Annotated in this window: 15 protein-coding genes; 13 read left to right on the plus strand and 2 right to left on the minus strand. The window is 76.6% G+C overall.

Annotation, left to right across the window (positions count from 1 at the left end; genetic code table 11):
• Nucleotides 1-104: 104 nt before the first annotated feature.
• Both AB0B76_RS19820 and AB0B76_RS19825 read left to right on the plus strand, forming a co-directional pair.
• Nucleotides 105-758 carry a class I SAM-dependent methyltransferase gene (locus AB0B76_RS19820; protein ID WP_360376885.1) on the plus strand — a complete coding sequence of 218 codons (654 nt, stop codon included), beginning with the start codon at nt 105-107 and terminating at the stop codon, nt 756-758.
• A gap of 40 nt (nt 759-798) precedes the next feature.
• Nucleotides 799-1812: a winged helix-turn-helix domain-containing protein gene (locus tag AB0B76_RS19825; RefSeq protein WP_360376887.1), complete on the plus strand. Its 1014-nt coding sequence runs from the start codon at nt 799-801 to the stop codon at nt 1810-1812.
• 1 nt (nt 1813) lies between these two features.
• Here the strand turns inward: AB0B76_RS19825 and AB0B76_RS19830 are convergent, their stop codons facing one another.
• Entirely contained in the window at nt 1814-2785 is a 972-nt protein-coding gene (locus AB0B76_RS19830) for an Lrp/AsnC family transcriptional regulator (protein ID WP_360376890.1), read from the minus strand.
• Between the two features lie 83 nt (nt 2786-2868).
• On the opposite strand from AB0B76_RS19830, the gene AB0B76_RS19835 reads away from it, so the two are divergent.
• The 9 genes from AB0B76_RS19835 to AB0B76_RS19875 all read left to right on the plus strand — a co-directional run bounded on the left by AB0B76_RS19835 (nt 2869) and on the right by AB0B76_RS19875 (nt 13355).
• Entirely contained in the window at nt 2869-4305 is a 1437-nt protein-coding gene (locus tag AB0B76_RS19835) for an MFS transporter (RefSeq protein ID WP_360376893.1), read from the plus strand.
• 16 nt (nt 4306-4321) lie between these two features.
• Nucleotides 4322-5311 carry a carboxymuconolactone decarboxylase family protein gene (locus tag AB0B76_RS19840; protein ID WP_360376895.1) on the plus strand — a complete coding sequence of 330 codons (990 nt, stop codon included), beginning with the start codon at nt 4322-4324 and terminating at the stop codon, nt 5309-5311.
• Between the two features lie 143 nt (nt 5312-5454).
• Nucleotides 5455-6423 (plus strand): aldo/keto reductase, encoded by a 969-nt coding sequence (locus tag AB0B76_RS19845; RefSeq protein ID WP_360376897.1) that lies wholly within the window; start codon nt 5455-5457, stop codon nt 6421-6423.
• Between the two features lie 188 nt (nt 6424-6611).
• The gene (locus tag AB0B76_RS19850) at nt 6612-6818 is read left to right on the plus strand and encodes a DUF2997 domain-containing protein (protein WP_360376899.1); all 207 of its coding nucleotides are present in this window, start codon (nt 6612-6614) and stop codon (nt 6816-6818) included.
• Nucleotides 6815-7390: a 4Fe-4S single cluster domain-containing protein gene (locus tag AB0B76_RS19855; protein WP_360376902.1), complete on the plus strand. Its 576-nt coding sequence runs from the start codon at nt 6815-6817 to the stop codon at nt 7388-7390. The genes AB0B76_RS19850 and AB0B76_RS19855 overlap by 4 nt, the downstream gene beginning before the upstream one ends.
• Nucleotide 7391: 1 nt before the next feature.
• Entirely contained in the window at nt 7392-8987 is a 1596-nt protein-coding gene (locus AB0B76_RS19860) for an AAA family ATPase (protein WP_360376904.1), read from the plus strand.
• Nucleotides 8988-9229: 242 nt separating this feature from the next.
• Nucleotides 9230-10771, plus strand: a complete 1542-nt coding sequence (locus tag AB0B76_RS19865; RefSeq protein WP_360376906.1) for a hypothetical protein — start codon at nt 9230-9232, stop codon at nt 10769-10771.
• A complete protein-coding gene (locus AB0B76_RS19870) occupies nt 10768-11724 on the plus strand; it encodes a hypothetical protein (RefSeq protein ID WP_360376909.1) in 957 nt (318 codons plus the stop codon). Before AB0B76_RS19865 ends, AB0B76_RS19870 begins: the two co-directional genes overlap by 4 nt.
• Entirely contained in the window at nt 11721-13355 is a 1635-nt protein-coding gene (locus AB0B76_RS19875; protein WP_360376911.1) for a hypothetical protein, read from the plus strand. The genes AB0B76_RS19870 and AB0B76_RS19875 overlap by 4 nt, the downstream gene beginning before the upstream one ends.
• 2 nt (nt 13356-13357) lie before the next feature.
• On the opposite strand, the gene AB0B76_RS19880 is transcribed toward AB0B76_RS19875, so the two are convergent.
• Entirely contained in the window at nt 13358-13906 is a 549-nt protein-coding gene (locus tag AB0B76_RS19880) for an NUDIX domain-containing protein (protein ID WP_360376914.1), read from the minus strand.
• Nucleotides 13907-13972: 66 nt separating this feature from the next.
• Here AB0B76_RS19880 and AB0B76_RS19885 point away from each other — a divergent pair, with 66 nt between their 5' ends.
• Complete coding sequence (locus tag AB0B76_RS19885; protein WP_360376916.1) at nt 13973-15154, plus strand: hypothetical protein; 1182 nt, start codon at nt 13973-13975, stop codon at nt 15152-15154.
• Nucleotides 15151-16752, plus strand: coding sequence for an Hsp70 family protein (locus AB0B76_RS19890; protein WP_360376919.1), 1602 nt, complete (start codon nt 15151-15153; stop codon nt 16750-16752). Before AB0B76_RS19885 ends, AB0B76_RS19890 begins: the two co-directional genes overlap by 4 nt.
• Nucleotides 16753-16758: the final 6 nt, after the last annotated feature.

Consider the following 16758-nt stretch of genomic DNA (forward strand, 5'->3'; position numbering starts at 1 on the left):
TCAACCATAGTTGACAGGCGATGGCGCGTCAACCCGAGTTGACGTGATTCGGCGGGAGCCGAATGGCTTCCTGAGGGCGGCCCGCCCTTCGTACGGTCCGCGGTATGACGACTCGAACCATTGCCCTTACCGATGCGCTGCTCGACTACGTCGCCGCGTTCGACAGCGCCCGCGACGCCCTGACCGTCGAGCTGATCGAGGAGACGCGGGCCGCGTTGCCGGAGGAGTACGACCTGCAGGTGTCCTCGGAGGAGGCCGGGCTGCTCGCCCTGCTGACCCGGATCACCGGGGCGCGGGATGCGCTGGAGATCGGCACGTTCACCGGGCTCTCGTCGCTCGCGATCGCCCGGGCGCTGCCGGCGGGCGGCCGGCTCGTGTGCTGCGACGTGTCGGCCGAGTGGACAGCGGTCGCTCGGCGGTACTGGGATCGGGCCGGGGTCGGGCCACGGGTCGAGCTGCGGCTCGGGCCGGCGGCCGGGACGCTCGCCGCGATGCCGGCCGGGCCCGCGTTCGACCTGGCGTTCATCGACGCGGACAAGGTGTCGTACCCGCGGTACTGGGCGGAGGTCGTGCCCCGGATGCGGGCCGGCGGTGTCATCGTCGTGGACAACGTGCTGCGCGGCGGGCGGGTGCTCGAACCGGTCGACGAGCCGAGCCGGATCGTGGCCGAGTTCAACCGGCAGGTGCTCGCCGATCCCCGGGTCGACTCGGTCATGCTGCCCGTCGCCGACGGGATCACCATCGCCCGGGTGCGGTGAGGGCTGGACAAACGGCCGGCCGCCGGGAAGCGTCCGGGCCGTGATTCGCATTCGGCTCGACGCGCGGACACTGGCCCGGACCCGGCTCGCGACCAGCCCGCTCAATGAGGTCGTCGGGGCGCTCTACCTGCTGTTGCGCAGCCCGGGAGCGGTGCCGTGGCCCTACACGGCGTGGGCGGAGCGGGCCCGGGCCGCGTTGCGCGACGACCCGCGGCTGGGACCGCTGCGGTTGTACCCGGCGCTGCACGGCCGATGGCACGAGCGCCCCACGCCGGACGTGTTCTCGCCGCCGCCGCCGTCGGCCGGGCCCTCGATCGACGAGGAGCTGGCGGCGTTGCGCTCGACGCCGCCGCCGACCGTCCGCGCACAGCTGGCCAAGCACTACCCGGGCGGCGGCCCGGCGGCGCTCGCGCCGTACCGGGACGATCCCGCCGCGGCGCTCGACCGGCTCGCCGCCGCGCTCGCGGTGTTCTGGCAGGCCGCGATGGCGCCGTTCTGGCCCGCGATCCGCACCGCGCTCGACGAGGAGGTGCTCGCCCGGTCGCGCTCGCTGGCGACCGCCGGGCCGGCCGCGGTGCTCGGCGAGCTGCGCGGGCGGGTCCGGTGGGAGCCGCCGGTGCTCGGGCTCGTCAAGCCGGTCGAGTCCGCGGTCGACGCCGCCGGCCGCCGGCTGCTGCTCGTGCCGGTGCTGTTCGCGCAGGACGTGCTCATGTGCTCCACCGACGACCCGGAGGTGCTCATGGTCACCTACCAGGCCCGAGGCGCCGGGGTGCTCGCGGCGCGGCGGGCCGCGCGCGCCGGTGGTGGTGGCGACGATCGGCTCGCGCTGCTGACGGGCCCGGCGCGGGCCGCCGTCCTGCGTGCGCTGGTGGCGCCGGCGACGACGACCGGCCTGGCCCGGGAGCTCGGCCTGGCCCCCAGCACCGTGTCGCAGCACCTGTCGACACTGCTGGCGGCCGGGCTGGCCGAGCGGCACCGGGCCGGTACCTCGGTCCTGTACGCCCTCACCCCCGACGCCACCGTGCTGCTGCGCCTGCTCGGCCCGGCCGCCTGAGCTACGGGACCAGCAGCGTGCCCGCGCCCTTCAGGCGGCGTACGACCGGGGACGTCTCGGCGCCGGTGACGCCCTCCAGGGCGCCGACGCGCTCGGCCAGGTAGTCGTACAGCGCGTCCAGGTCGCGGCAGACGACCGTGGCCGAGATGTTCGCCGGGCCGGTGATGGCGGCGGCGTACCCGATCTGCTCGTGGGCCGCGAGCGCCCGCGTGACCGGCGTCAGCGCGGACGGGGCGACGGTCAGCCAGAGCAGCGCCTCGGCGTGGTAGCCGAACGACGCGGGCTCGACGTCGACGTCGAAGTACAACACCTTGCTCCTGTGCAGTTCCTCCAGGCGGCGGCGGACCGTCGTCTCCGACCAGCCCGTGGCGCGGGCGAGCGCGGGGAAGTCCGCGCGGCCGTCCCGGGCGAGCTCGGTGAGCAGCGCGTTGTCGGCGGGCGTCGCGGTGACCGGGCCGGGCCCGGGGGCGGTCGGCTCGGGGCGCAGGGCGGCGATCTCGCCGGGGGTCAGCGCGGAGGTGCGGCCCGGCCAGCCCTCGAGGCCGGCGACGCCGCGCAGCACGCAGTGCGCGGTCACCGCGGTGACCTTGGGGGAGCGGGGCAGCTTCTGCAGCAGCAGGTCGCCCTCCTCGGCCTGGCGGCGGGTCCGGGTGATGCACGAGATCTCGGTGCCGCCGGACAGGATGAGCACCCACGAGGTGTCGGCGCGCCGGGCCAGGGCGGTGGCGACCGGCATGGCGGCGTCGGGCGTGCAGCGCATGCGCACCAGCCAGTCGACGTGGCCGAGGGCGGCCGCGTCCGGCAGCCCGACCACGCGGAGCAGGCCCTCCGAGCGCAGCCGGCGGTACCGCCGGGCCACCGTGCGGTCCGAGGCGCCGAGCACCTCGCCGATGCGGCTGAACGGGGCCCGGCCGTCGATCTGCAGGGCGTGCGCGATGCGCCGGTCGAGCTCGTCGAACGTGAGTGGATCCACCGCCGCAACGGTACCGCGTGCCGGATAACGCCGAAATCCGGCCTCACGGAGTCGCAGGCGGGGAAGCGCGGGAGGCTCGGCGCATGCGCAAATGGCTGCCGCTGCTCGCGGTCTCGCTGAGCACCCTCATGCTGCTGATCGACATCACGATCGTCAGCATCGCCGCCCCGGCCCTGGCCCGGGACCTGCACGCGTCGTTCGGCGCGCTGCAGTGGACCGTCGACCTGTACGTGCTCGTCCTCGCCGCGATGCTCATGGCGGCCGGCTCGCTGTCGGACCGGGCCGGCCACCGGCGTGTCTTCGTCGCCGGGCTCGTCGTCTTCGCCGCCGCGTCGCTGGCCTGCGGGCTCGCCCCGAACGTCGGCGCGCTCATCGCCGCCCGGGGCGTGCAGGGCCTCGGCGCCGCGGCCATGTACGCCACCAACGCCGCCCTGCTTGGCCGGGCGTACCAGGGCCGGGACCGTTCGTTCGCGTTCGGCGTCTGGGGCGCGGCCAACGGCGCCGCCGCCGCGGCCGGGCCGATCCTCGGCGGGCTGCTCACCGAGCACGTCGGCTGGCGCTCGATCTTCCTGGTCAACCTGCCCGTCGCGGCCGCGGCGCTGCTGCTGGCGCGGGTCGTGCCCGGCGAGCGGAGCACCCGGCCGGCGGGGCGCCCCGACCTGCCCGGCATCGCGAGCTTCACGGCGGCGGCGACGCTGCTGGTGTACGGCCTGATCCGGGCCGGCGACGCGGGCTGGCGGGACCGCCTCACCATCGGCGCCCTCGTCGCCGGGGCGCTCGCCGTGCTCGCCTTCGTGCTGGTGGAGCGCGGCCGCCGGGAGCCGATGCTCGACCTCTCGCTGTTCCGGCGGCCCGCGTTCTCGGTGCTCATGTTCGGCGCGGCGGCCCTGACCGCGTCGGCGTTCGCCGGGCTCGTGTTCGTGTCGGTGTGGGCGCAGTCGGTGCTGCACCTCGACGCGATGGACGCCGGGCTCGTCCTCGCGCCGATGTCGCTCGTCGCGTTCGTCGTCGCCGGGGCCGGCGGGCGGCTGCTGCACGCGGTGCCGGCCCGGCTCAGCATCGGCGTCGGCCTGCTGCTCATCGCGGCCGGCGACGCCCTCGGCCTGCTGGTGGGGCCCGGCTCGGGCTGGCCCGCGGTGGTGCCCGCCCTCGCGGTCATCGGCGTCGGGGTCGGGCTGAGCACGCCGGTCCTCGCGTCGGCGACCCTGGCGGCGGTACCCGCCGAGCGCGCCGGGATGGCCAGCGGCGCGTCGAACACGTTCCGGCAGATGGGGTACGCGCTCGCGCTGCCCGTCTTCGCGTCCGTCCTCGCCGCGGGGGCCGGCGACGTGCTGGGCGGCGGCGTCTCGGCGGCCGGGTTCGCCGAGGGCCTCGACCGCATCTTCGGCATCGGCGCGGCCATCGCCCTGGCCGGCGGCATCGCCGTGCTGGCGCTGCTGCGTACCACCACGGATGTACGCGAAAGTGCCGACCCTGGACGGACGACAGCCGCCCCCGAACCGGAAAGGATCGGTTCCTGAAAGGGGGTCCTCTCCGATGTCCTCGCCCTATCGGTTCGTCGTCCCGGTGCCGCGCCGCGCCGCCACCGGGACGGTCGCCGCGGTGTACGCCGCGTCCGCCCACGAGCTCGGCGCGCTCTTCGCACCGCACCTCTCACCCGCACCGGACCTGCACGCCGCGCTCTGGGCCGTGCTGCGCGAGTCGATGCTCACCGGCACCGCCCCGCGGGCCCGCAAGGAGGCGGTCGCGGCCGCCGTGGCCGTGGTGAACCGCTGCCCGTTCTGCATCGACGCGCACACGGCCATGCTGCACGCGACCGGCGAGCACGGCCTGGCCGCCGCGGTCCTGCGCGGCGAGGAGCCCGACGCGCTCGTCGCCTGGGCCCGCTCGACCCGCTCGGCCGCGCCCGCACCCTGGCCGTTCCCGGTCGCGCTCGCTCCGGAGTACGTCGGCACGGCGCTGGCCAACCACTTCATCAACCGCATGGTCGACGCGCTGCGCCCCGGCTCGCCGCTGCCGGGTGGGGCGCTGCGCTCCCCGTCGCGCCGGGCGGCCGGGTTCGTGCTGTCCCGCACGGTGCGCCGCACCCTGACGCCGGGGCAGAGCCTGGCCCTGCTGGAGCCGGTCGCCGGCCCGGTCGCCTCGCCCTGGGCCGGGGACGGGCCGGTCGCGGTGGCGTGGGCGGCGTTCGAGCGGGCCGCCACGGCCGGGGGCGACCTGCTCGGCGACGCCGCCCGGGCGGTCCTGCACGAGGCCGTGGCCGCGTGGCGGGGCGAGCATCCGGAGCTCGGCGGGTGGCCGGGGACCGTGCTGGACGCGGTACCGGAGGAAGAGCGGGCGGGGGCGCGGCTGGCCCTGCTCGCGGCCCTGGCGCCGTACCGGCTGACCGAGTCCGCCGTGGCCGCGTGGCGCAGCTCGGTCGGGCCGCGCGGGGACGAGGAGCTGGTGCGGGTGCTCGCATACGGGGCGTTCGCGGCGGTGCGGCAACTGGCCGGGAGGATGGTGGTCACCGAAGGGAGCGCCTGACCGGCGGCCGGCACGGGGGTTCGGTCATTACCTGCTATGGCCGACCCTCCCGCCGGTGCGCGCGACCCCCGGGGTACCCGCACCGGTCCGGCGCTGACACCCTGGAGGTGCACGTCGGCGGACGCCAGGAGGAGGGCACTACGTTGGAGTACACACGGCTGGGCCGGACCGGCCTGCGCGTGAGCCGGATCGGGCTGGGTTGCATGAGCTACGGCGTCGCCGCCGAGGGCATGCACCAGTGGACGCTGGACGAGGACGCCGCGGCGCCGTTCTTCCGCCAGGCCGTCGAGCTCGGCGTCACGTTCTGGGACACGGCGAACGTGTACCAGGGCGGCACGTCGGAGGAGTTTGTCGGCCGCGCGATCAACCGGTTCTCCCGGCGCGAGGACGTCGTGCTCGCGACGAAGGTCAGCGGGAAGATGCACGACCGCCCCGGCGGCCGCGGCCTGTCCCGCAAGGCCGTCCTGGAGCAGGCCGACGCGTCGCTGCGGCGCCTGGGCACCGACTACATCGACGTGTACTACATCCACCGCTTCGACCCGGAAACGCCGGCCGAGGAGACCATGGCCACGCTGCACGGGCTGGTGCAGGCGGGCAAGGTCCGGTACCTCGGGGCCTCGTCGATGTGGGCCTGGCAGTTCGCCAAGCTCCAGCACGTCGCGGTGCTCGGCGGGTGGACACCGTTCGCGGCGATGCAGGACCAGTACAACATCCTCAAACGCGAGGAAGAGCGGGACATGATCCCGATGTGCCTCGATCAGGGCGTCGGTCTCACGCCGTACTCGCCCCTCGCGAAAGGCCGGGCGGCGCGACCGTGGGGCGCGCAGACCGCCCGATCCGCGTCCGACGCCGTCGCCAAGGCGTTCGACCGCGACGTCGACCGGCCCGTCGTCGACGCGATCCAGCGGGTCGCGGCGGCCCGGGAGGTGCCGATGGCGCAGGTCGCCCTGGCCTGGCTGCTGACCCGGCCGGCCGTGAGCTGTCCGATCGTGGGTGCGACCAAGCCGCACCACCTGCGCGACGCCGTGGCCGCGCTCGCCGTCGAGCTCACCGGCGACGAGATCGCCGAACTCGAGGCGCCCTACACACCGCAGGACAACTACTGGTGGTGAGCGCGCGTCAGCGAGCGAGGAAGCAGCGTGCGCCGCTGGGGACCGGTGCGAGCGGTCGCGATGACGCGGCGGCCCGGTTGTCGCGCACCTGTTCGTTGCTTGAATGTGCCGGCGCAGATGTCGAGGGGGTGTGGGTGGAGCGAAGCTCCCCCACCTCGAGCGTAGCGAGCAGGGATTACAGTGTCGGCATGGCTGACGAGATCGTCGATGTCGTGATCCGGCCCGACGGCAAGGTGGAGCTGCACGTCACCGGCGTCGACGGGATGGTCTGCGTCGAGCACACCGAGCAGCTCGTCGGCCTGCTCGGCGGGGACGTCGAGGCGCAGGAGCTCACCGCCGAGGCCTACGTGCAGACCGAGACCGAGATCGACCAGCCGAACCGGCTCTGGCATTGACCGGGTCGCTGCTGATTCACGCGGTCATCCCGCGCAGCCGCGCCAACGGGCCCGGCGAGCGGATGACCGTTTGGGTTCAGGGCTGCTCGCTCGCGTGCGCGGGCTGCTTCAACCCTGACACGCATCCGGACGGCGGGCGCGGCGATCGGCGCACCGTGGACGAGCTGCTGGCCGCGGCCGAGGCCGAGCAGGACCGGATCGAGGGCGTCACGCTCACCGGCGGGGAGCCGCTGCAGCAGCCCGGGGCCGTCGCCGCGTTCGCGGCCGGGCTCAAGCGGCGCACCGGACTGGGGCTGATCATCCTCACCGGGTACTCGCGGCCGGAGATCGAGAGCGATCCCGCCCGGCTGTCGGCCGTCGCCGACGCGGACCTCGTCGTGGCCGGGCGGTACCAGCGCCGGGCGCACCTCGGGGGCGGGCTGCGCGGGTCGTCGAACAAGGCGTACTGGTGGCGCACCGGACGGTACCGCCACATCGACCTCGAATCCGTGCCCGACCTGGAGGTGCTCGTCGGCGCCGACGGGACCCTCACGATCACGGGCATGGCGGCACCGGGCATAGGGGCGGCGTGACGTGAAGGACGAGATCCGGCTGTACCTGCGCGCCCGCGTCGCGCTCATCGTGCTCGTCACGATCGAGGAGCAGCGGGCCATCGACATTCTCGACGAGGTGCGGCGCGAGCGGGACCCCGGCGCCGACCTCGTCGTGTGGGACGTCGCCGACCACTTCACGTCCGCGGCCAAGGCGCCCTCGGGGCAGCGGCCGCTGCCGGAGACCGGCGACCCCGGCACCGCGCTGGACAAGATCAAGGAGCTGGCGAACAAGGCCCCGGAGCGGCGCGACATCTACGTGCTCAAGGACTTCCACGAGTTCTGGGGCCGCGACCCGCGCATCCGGCGCAAGCTCAAGAACCTGGCCCAGCAGCTGGTGTACACCGGCGCCTCGCTCGTCGTCGTCGCGCCGACCCGCGGCGTGCCGGTCGAGCTGCGCAACGACGCCGTCGTCGTCGAGCTGCCGCTGCCGACCGAGGCGCTGCTGCGCCAGGAGCTCGACGCGCTCATCGCGAGCACCACGGGCGTGCGGGCGGCGCTGACCGGGCCGGGGCGGGCCAAGCTGGCGCAGGCCGCGCTGGGGCTGACCGTGGCCCAGGCGAAGCGGGCCTTCGCGAAGGCGATCGTGCGCGACGGGGCCCTGGACGAGCGGGGCATCGACACGGTACTGCAGGAGAAGAAGGCCGTCGTCCGGGAGAGCGGCGCCCTGGAGTTCTACCCCGTCGAGGAGAGCACCGAGGACGTCGGCGGCCTCGACGCGCTCAAGCGGTGGCTCACCCTGCGCGAGCGCGCGTTCTCGGAGGAGGCGACGCAGTACGGCCTGCCGGCGCCGAAGGGCCTCGCGCTGATCGGCATCCCGGGCACCGGCAAGAGCCTGACCGCGAAGATGATCGGCGGGCAGTGGCGGCTGCCGCTGCTGCGCCTCGACGTCGGCGCGCTGTTCGGCTCGCTCGTCGGCGAGAGCGAGGAGCGGGTGCGGCTGGCGGTGCAGCTCGCCGAGACGGTCGCGCCGTGCGTCCTGTGGATCGACGAGATCGAGAAGGCGCTCGCCGCGGGCGGGCTCGACGGCGGTACATCCCAGCGGGTCTTCGGCACCATCCTCACCTGGATGCAGGAGAAGACCGCGCCCGTGTTCGTGGTCGCCACCGCGAACGACGTCGCCGCGCTGCCGCCCGAGACGCTGCGCCGCGGCCGGTTCGACGAGGTGTTCTTCCTCGACCTGCCGACCGAGCGGGAACGGCGGGAGATCATCGCGGTACACCTGCGCAAGCGCCGCCGCGACCCCGAGGCCTTCGACGTGCACCACCTGGCCCAGATCTCCGACGGCTTCGTCGGCGCCGAGCTGGAGCAGGCGGTCATCGACGCGATGTACCACGCCTTCGCCGAGGACCGCGACGTGCGCACCGCGGACGTCACCGAGGCCCTGCTGCGCACCGTGCCGCTGAGCCGGTCGCAGCGGGAGGTCATCGAGCACCTGCGCGCGTGGCTGCGCCAGGGCCGGGCCCAGCCCGCCTCGGCCGGCGCCGACCGCCGAGACCCGGCCGGCCCCGGCCCCGGCCCCGGGCTGGAGCTGGACCTGCCGGGCGACCCCGACGGGTGGGAGGGTGAGCTGAACTGAACTGGTTCGCGGCCCGGGTCGCCGAGCTCACCCCGAACCTGCCCGGCCGGACCGCGCTCGTCGACCGGCTGTGGTCCGAGCTGCTGGCCGCGCCCCGGCCGGATCGGCGGCTGTGGCGGAGGATCGCGCCCCTGCGGCGGCACACGCTGACCGGAGCCGGCCTCGTCGCCGCGGCCGCCCGCGGCGACGGGCACCCGGTCGCCGAGTACGCCCGCGAGCGCGTCCTCGGCGGCGGCCACGACGTGCCGGAGACCGCGGTCGACGACCTCGGGCGGCTCGCGCCCGAACGCCCCGAGCTCGCCGCCTGGCTCGTCGCCCACGACCTCGAGCCCACCGACCCGCCGACCGCGGCCGGGTTCCTGCTCGTGACCGGGCAGCGGGCGCGGTACCACGCCCTGGACCCCGACCACGCGCTGCTGCGCGCCGCGTTCACCGGCGGCGGCCCGGCCCGGCAGGGCGGCCTGCTCGCCGGGGTCGCCGCGGCCGGCCTCGACCCGGCCGTCGTCGCCGGCGGCGGGCTCGGGTCCGGGCCGCTCTGGGAGCTGCCCGCCGCCGACGCGGCCGCGGCCGTGGCCCGGTTCGGCGCCTGGCGCCCCGCCGCGGCCGCGGCCGCCGCGCTGTTCGACCGGCTCGCCGCGGCCGACCCGGCCGCGCTGGCCGCCACGGTCGCCGCACTGCCCGAGCCGTACGACATCCCGCTGCTCGAAAGCCCGATCGACGTGGCGTTCTCGCCCGACGGCGAACGGCTGGCCTTCGACGGCGGCGACGGCCGGCGCGACCGGCTCGTGGACGTCGACGCGGACACCGGGCGGGTCCTGAGCCGGTACCGCCGCGACTACCGCGGTTACACCCTGACCGCCCGGACCGGCTTCTTCCCGTCCAGCCCGCGGATGCTCGTGCACTACGGCGACGCCGTCGTCGGCATCGACCGTCTCGGCCTGTCCCGGTACGAGCGCGGCCAGCACGTCGCACTGCACTCCGGCGCCCAGTTCTGCGGCGTGGTCCGCCTCGGCGCCGGGTTCGTGGCCCTGCGCATCGACGGCCTGCTGATCTTCGGCGATCCGCGCCGCGTCACCAGCCGCTCGGTCGCGGCCCAGACCGCGTTCGGCGGCGCCCCGGGCCGGTGGATCGCCGCGTCCCCCGACGGCGAGCACATCGCCGCCGCGTCCCAGAAGACCCTCGTCGTGCTCGACGGGCGGCGCCGCCGCCTGCTCGCCCGCCCGGCCGGCGGCTCCGGGTACGGCGGCGTCGCGCTCGCCGAGCCGGGATACCTCGTGGCGCTGGCGGACGGGCGCCTCATCCGGTGGCGCATCGACGGCGACCGGCTCGAGGCCGTGGCCGAGACGGCCGCTCCGCACTCGGAGAACCTCGATGTCGTCGACGGCACCGGGCTGCTCGTGGCGCGCGAGAGCGGGCCGCGCTACTACGACGCGACAAGCCTGGAGCCGGTCGCGCCGGCCGCGATCGAGGACGCCTCGATCCAGGTGTACCCGCGGCACGCGGCCGGCCGCTTCGCGTTCGTCACCCGGCGGGCGGAGGAGCCGCGGTACGGCCTGCGGGTGCTGCCCTCGAGGGCCGACCACCTGGCCCGGCGGCCGCTGCGCGAGCTGACCCCCGCCGACGCCGGCCGGCTCGACGCGGCCGCGCGGGAAGCCCCGAGCGGGCGGCGGGAGCTGTACGAGCTGCTGCGCGACTGTGCCCGCCTGCGCTTCGCCACCGAGGTGGCGCTCGGGGACGGCCCGGTCGCGGCCGACGACGACATCGAGATCGGGGGCGGGGCGTGAACGCGACCTGGCGGCGCCTGGTGGAGGACGCCGCGGCCGGGGACCGCGCGGCCGGGCTGACCCTGCAGTGGCTGCTGGACAAGCGGGTCAGCGCGGAGCTGACGGAGGCGGTGTGGCGGGCGCTGCTCGCGGTACCGTCGCCGGATCCCGCGCTCTGGGCGGCCGTCCGGGCCGACTGCCTCGCGGCGCTCGACGACCACGAGCTGCTCACCGCGGCCGCCCGCGACGACGGGCACCCGGTCGCGGCCCCCGCCCGGCAGCGGGTCCTGGAGCGGGGCGGGGCGGACCTCGAGGCGCTGTGCCTGCGCGCGGCCGGGCGGCCCGGGCTGGCGGCCTGGTGCGCGCAGCACGCGTCGGAGGCGGTGCGCCCGCCCGTGGCCGCGATGCTGCTGCTGGTGACGGGGCAGGCGGAGCAGTACCACGCGGTCGATCCCGACGGCAGCGCGCTGCGGGCGGTGCTGGAGTCGCCGGGGCTGCAGGACCGCGGGCCGCTGCTCGCCGCCATGGCCGCCGCCGGGGTCGAGCCCGTGCTGGTGGCCGGGGCCGACTCGGGGCGGGCCGGGCTCGTGTGGCGGCTCCCCGTGGCGCAGGCGGCGGACGCGGTGCTCGGCCTCGGCGCGGGGCCGCCGCACGGCTCCACCGAGGCGCGGCTGTTCGAGCTGCTCGCCGCGGCCGACCCGGGCCGGCTCGACCGTGCCACCTTCGCCCTCATCCGCCTCGGCCCGCCCGTCGCCGTGGTACCGCTGCCGGGCGGGCCGCCGCGGGTCGTCGACCTGTGCGAGCTGCCCGAGCGGCCCCTCGGCGAGCTGACGCCGGTCGAGCTGGGCGTGCTGGAGCGGTACCTCACCGGCAGCCACCCGCCCGCCGACGTCCGCGAGCTGCTGGAGCTGCTGCGCGACTGCCTGCGGCTGCGCTTCGGCGACGGGATCGCGCTGGGCGGCGAGTGGCCGTGATCCTCGGCCGCCGGCTGCAGGGGGATTCGCTCGTCGCGGCGGCGGCCCGCGGCGAACGGCACCCGCTGACGCGCCTGGCCCGCAGGGTCGTGCTCGCCGGGCGGGACCCCGACGTCCTGGAGCGGCTCGCCGCCCTCGCCCTGGACCGGCCGGGACTGGCCGCCTGGTGCGCCCGCAACGACGTGGTCCCGGCCGACCCGGGGACGGCCGCCGCGCTGTTCCTGCTGACCGGGCAGCTGCGGCGGTACCGCGCGCTCGACCCCGACGCCGCCCTGCTCGCCGAGGCCCTGGCCGCCGCGGGCGTGCAACGGCGCGGACGGCTCATCGAGGCGATGGCCGGCGACCTCGACCCCGCCGCCGTCGCCGCCCGGGTCCGCGGCGGCCGGATGGTCGGGGACCTGCCCGTGGCCGAGGCGGTCGCCGCGGTCGCCGGGTTCGGGTCCTGGCGCCCGGCCGACCCGGCCCTGTTCGACCGGCTCGCCGCCGAGGACCCCGAGGGGATCGCCGCGGCCGTGCGCGCGCTGCCGCCCGTGATCACCATCGACGTACCCGGCCAGCTCGTCGACCTCACGCTCGCCCCGGACGCCGGGCGGGTCGCGGCCGTCTACCGCGACCAGGCCAGCCACCGGCTCCTCGACGCGCCGCTGACCGGCGGGGCGCGGCACGCGTACGACCTCGACCTCACCGGCGCCAACCTGGCCGACACCCTCGCCATCGGCACGACCCGGCACGTGGCCGTGCACCTCGGCGACGCCGTCGTCGCCGCCGACGGCCGCGGCCTGGCGCTCTTCGCCGACGGCTTCCGCCGCGACCTGATCCGCGACCGCGCGTTCCCGGCCCTGGCGGCCCTCGGCGACGGCGGCGGCTGGGTCGCGCTGGCCGGGGACGGCCGGCTCGTCTGCGGGGCCCGCCACGCGCTCGTCTGGGCCTCCGCCGCGCCGGTCGCCGACGTGCGGGCCGGCGCGCGCCTGGCCGGCGCCCCGGACGCGCGGCACATCGCCGTGGCCACCCGCGACCTGATCGTCCTGCTCGACGTCAACGGGCGCCCGCTGCTGGAGCTGCCGTGGCGGGGCGGCCTGGACGGCATCGCGTTCACCGCCGGGGGCCGGCTCGTCGCGCTCGAGCGCCCCGGCGGCCCGGCCGGGCTGGAGTCGCGGCTGTACCGCTGGAGGATCGCCGGGAACGAGCTGGTCGAGGAGGACGTCGTGGCGCTGCCCGCGGCCCGCAACCTCGACGCCCTCGGCGCGCGCCTGCTCGTGCTGGACACCGGCGGCGAGCGGCTGCACGTGCGCGACGCCGCGACCCTGGAGCCCCGCCCGCACGTCGACGCCGGGTCGGCCCGGATCCCGTACCCGCGCGCCGCCGCCGGGCGCCTCGCGCTCAGCGCGCACTGGCTGCGCACCGAGCACGCGATCGAGGTACGCCCGCCCGCCGTCCACCGCCTGGCCGAGCGGCCGCTGTCGGCGCTGACGCCCGGCGACCTCGGCGCCCTCCTCGAGCACGACGAGCGCGACCCGCGCCTCCGCCCGCTGCTGGACCTGCTGCGCGACTGCCTGCGGATCCGCTTCGCGGCCGACGTCGCCCTGGGCCGCCGGGACCACCTCGCCGACGACGACATCGCGCTCGGCTGACGCTACGCGGCGAGCAGCCGGCCCGCCCGCACGATCGTCTCCCGCAGGTTGGACCGGGCCGCGAGCTCGAGCGCCTCGGCCACCGTGAGCCAGCGCAGGGGCGCGTCGGGCTTCTCCGGCCGGGCCGCTTCGGGTGTACCGGTGGCCAGTACGAACCGCACATCGGCGTGCTCGTGGGCCGGCTCGTCGCCCTTCGCCTTCACCGGCACCACCACGACGTGCACGATCTCGGCGCGGGCCGCGTCCGGGTACGGCACCAGGTCGGCGAGGCCCGTCTCCTCCGCGCCCTCGCGCAGCGCGACGGCGACCGGGTCGGTCTCGCCCGGGTCCCCGTGCCCGCCGACCTGCAGCCACGCCTCCTGCCGCGCGTGCCAGCGCAGCAGCACGCGCCCCGACGCCGGGTGCACGACCAGCGCGGACGCGGTGACGTGCAGCGGCGTCGCCCGCGACCACACGTCGCCCCCGGCCGCGAGCAGCGCCCGCACCCGGGCCACGTCGGCCTCCTCGTCGGCGTCGGCGGGACGGTAGGCGGCGATCAGCTCGTTCAGCACGATCGAAAATCCTAGCGCCCGGATGGCATGCTGGTGGCGGTCGCCGGCACCGGGAGGAGTGCGTCGATGAAGCGGAGCGCGTTCGCGGGCGTCAAGCCGGCCCGGCGGGTGCGGGACCTCGCGCTGCCCGAGGCGATCGACGCGGTCGCGCGGTTCACCGGGCCCCCCGAGGACCCGGTCGACGCGGCGATCGCCCGTGCGCTCGCCACGGCTCCCGACGGGCTGGCCGGGCAGGCGCGGCTGCTGCGCGAGTCGTCCCTGGTGCTGCGGCCCGGCGTCGTCGGCGACATCGCGCTGTCGGCCGACGGGGCGCGACTGGCGGTGCAGTACGAGGACCGGCTTCTCGACATCGAACTGCCCGGTGGGCGGGTCGTCGGCGAGTACGAGCGGCGCCCGGCCCCGGCGCGCCCGGGCCTGCGCGGGCTCGTGCACCTCGGCGACTCGATCGCCGCCGCGGACCTGGACGGGGCCCGGGTGTACGACGGCGGGCGGCCCGTGTTCGTCGCCGGCGGCGCCGGGTGCGGGGTGACGCCCTGCGGCGACGGGTTCGCGGCGCTGCGTGCGGACGGGGTCGTCGTGCGCGCCTCGGCCGCCGGGGCGGTGATCTGGCGCTCCGGCCGGGGCACCGATCCGCCCGGCTCGGCGCGGTGGATCGCCGGGTCGCCGGACGGCGAGCGGGTGCTGGCCGGCGCGGGCCGGGCGCTGGTCGTCCTCGGCGCGCGCGGGGAGCCGGTGCTGAGCCACCCCGGCACCTGGACGGCCGCGGTGTTCACCGGGGCGGACCGGTTCGTCATGCTCGGGGTCGCCGACGACGCCCAGAGGCTCAGCGCCTGGCGGATCACCGGCGACGCGCTCGAGGCCGACGGGTTCGCGGCGGCGCCGTACGACGACGAGCTCGACGTGCTCGAGGGCACCGGGCTGCTCATCACCGCGCGGGAACGGTACGCGCCGCACTGGCACGACGCGCAGACCCTCGAGTCCGTCGACGACCCCGGCATCGGACCCCAGCGCGGGCGCCCGTTCCCGCGCGGGGGCGGCGGCCGGATCGCCGTCGTGCGCGGCCCGGCCCCCGGCCTCGGACCGTCCCAGGTCGAGGTGCTGCCCCCGCCGGTGTACGCGCTCCTGCACGTCCCGCTCGGCTCGCTCGGCCCCGGGGACGTGGACGAGCTGGACGCGTTTCTGGAGCCGGGCGGCAGTCCGGTGCTGGAGTTTCTGCGGGCGCTGCTCGCCGGGGAGGCAGCGGCTTGACCACGCGCATCGGGATCGACTTCGGCACCGCGAACACCGTCGTCGCCGGGTGGGACGCCGGCGCGCAGCGGGCCGAGCCCGTGCCGCTGCCCGGGTACGACGTCGTCCGTGAGCCGGTGCCCGGGCTGCCGCAGCGGGTCGTGCCGTCGATCGTGGCGTACCGGACAGACCCGGAGGGCCGCGTACACACCGCGATCGGCGCCGGCGGGCTCGCCGACCCCGGGCCCGGCGGGACCGTCTTCCGGTCGATGAAGAGCAACCTGTCCGGGCGGGTCGCCGACGTGCCGCGGACCGTCGGCGGGCGGCCGATCACCGGGCGGCAGGCCGCGACCGAATTCCTGCGCGGCGTCACCGCGCTCGCGGTCCTCGCGGTCGGCGCCGACGACCTCGAGATCGTGGCGACGGCGCCGGTGGAGACGTTCGACGCGTACCGCGACTGGCTCGTCACCGAGGTCGGCCGGGACCTGCCGCAGGCCCGGCTGCGGGTCGTCGACGAGGCGACGGCGGCGGCGGTCGGGTACGGCGGCCGGATGAGCCCCGGGGATGCGTTCTGCGTCTTCGACTTCGGCGCCGGCACCCTGGACGTGTCGGTGGTGGTCGTGCGCGACCCCGACGAGGCGTCCGGCGGCGCCGGGGTGCGGGTCGTGGCCAAGGCGGGCGCCGACGTCGGCGGCAACCACGTCGACGCGCTGCTGGCCCGCTGGGCCCTGGAGCGCTCCGGCGGCGCGCCCCGCGACCCGGTGCGGCACAACCAGGTGTTCGCCGCGGTGCTGGCCGAGGCCGAGGCGGCCAAGGTGGCGCTGAGCCACCGGGACACGGCCCGCATCGCCGTGCCCGGCGCGGCCCGGCCGGTCGAGGTCACCCGGGCCGGCCTGGAGCGGCTGCTGCGCGACGAGGACCTGCTCGGGCGGGTCAACCGGACACTGCGCCGGGTGCTGGACGCGGCCGCCGCGCGCGGCTTCCCGGCGGGAGACCTGGCCCGGGTGTTCCTGGTCGGCGGCACCAGCCTGATCCCGGCCGTGCAGGACCTGCTGCGGATGCAGTTCGAGCCGGGCGTGCTGCACCTGGACCGGCCCCTGGAGGCGGTCGCGGTCGGCGCCGCGGGCATCGCCGGCGGCCGCGAGCTGCACGACCACATCCAGCACGACTACGCGATCCGCCACGTCGACCAGCGCACCGGCGGCTACGAGTTCGAGCCGCTGGTCGCCGCGGGCACGCCGTACCCGACCGAGGCGCCGGTCCGGTCGCTGACCATCCGCGGCGTGCGCACCGGCCAGCGCCGCCTGGGCCTGGCCGTCTACGAGCTGGCGCACGCCACGTACCGCGACGCGAGCGCCGACCTGGAGATCGTCTTCGACCGCGACGGCGGCGCCCGGGCCACCCCGGTGAGCGAGCAGCAGCGGCAGGAGCGCACCTCGCTGTGGCTCAACGAGGACAGCCCGACGTTCCTGGAGGCCGACCCGCCCGCGGAGGCCGGCGCCGACCGCTTCCTGCTCGAGTTCCGCATCGACTCGCAGAAACGCCTGACCGTGTCCGCCTTCGACCTCGACCGCAAGATCTGGCTGCTGGACCGCCGCCCGGTCGTCCGCCTCGCCTAAGGGGAG

The sequence above is a fragment of the Dactylosporangium sp. NPDC049140 genome (assembly GCF_040648435.1).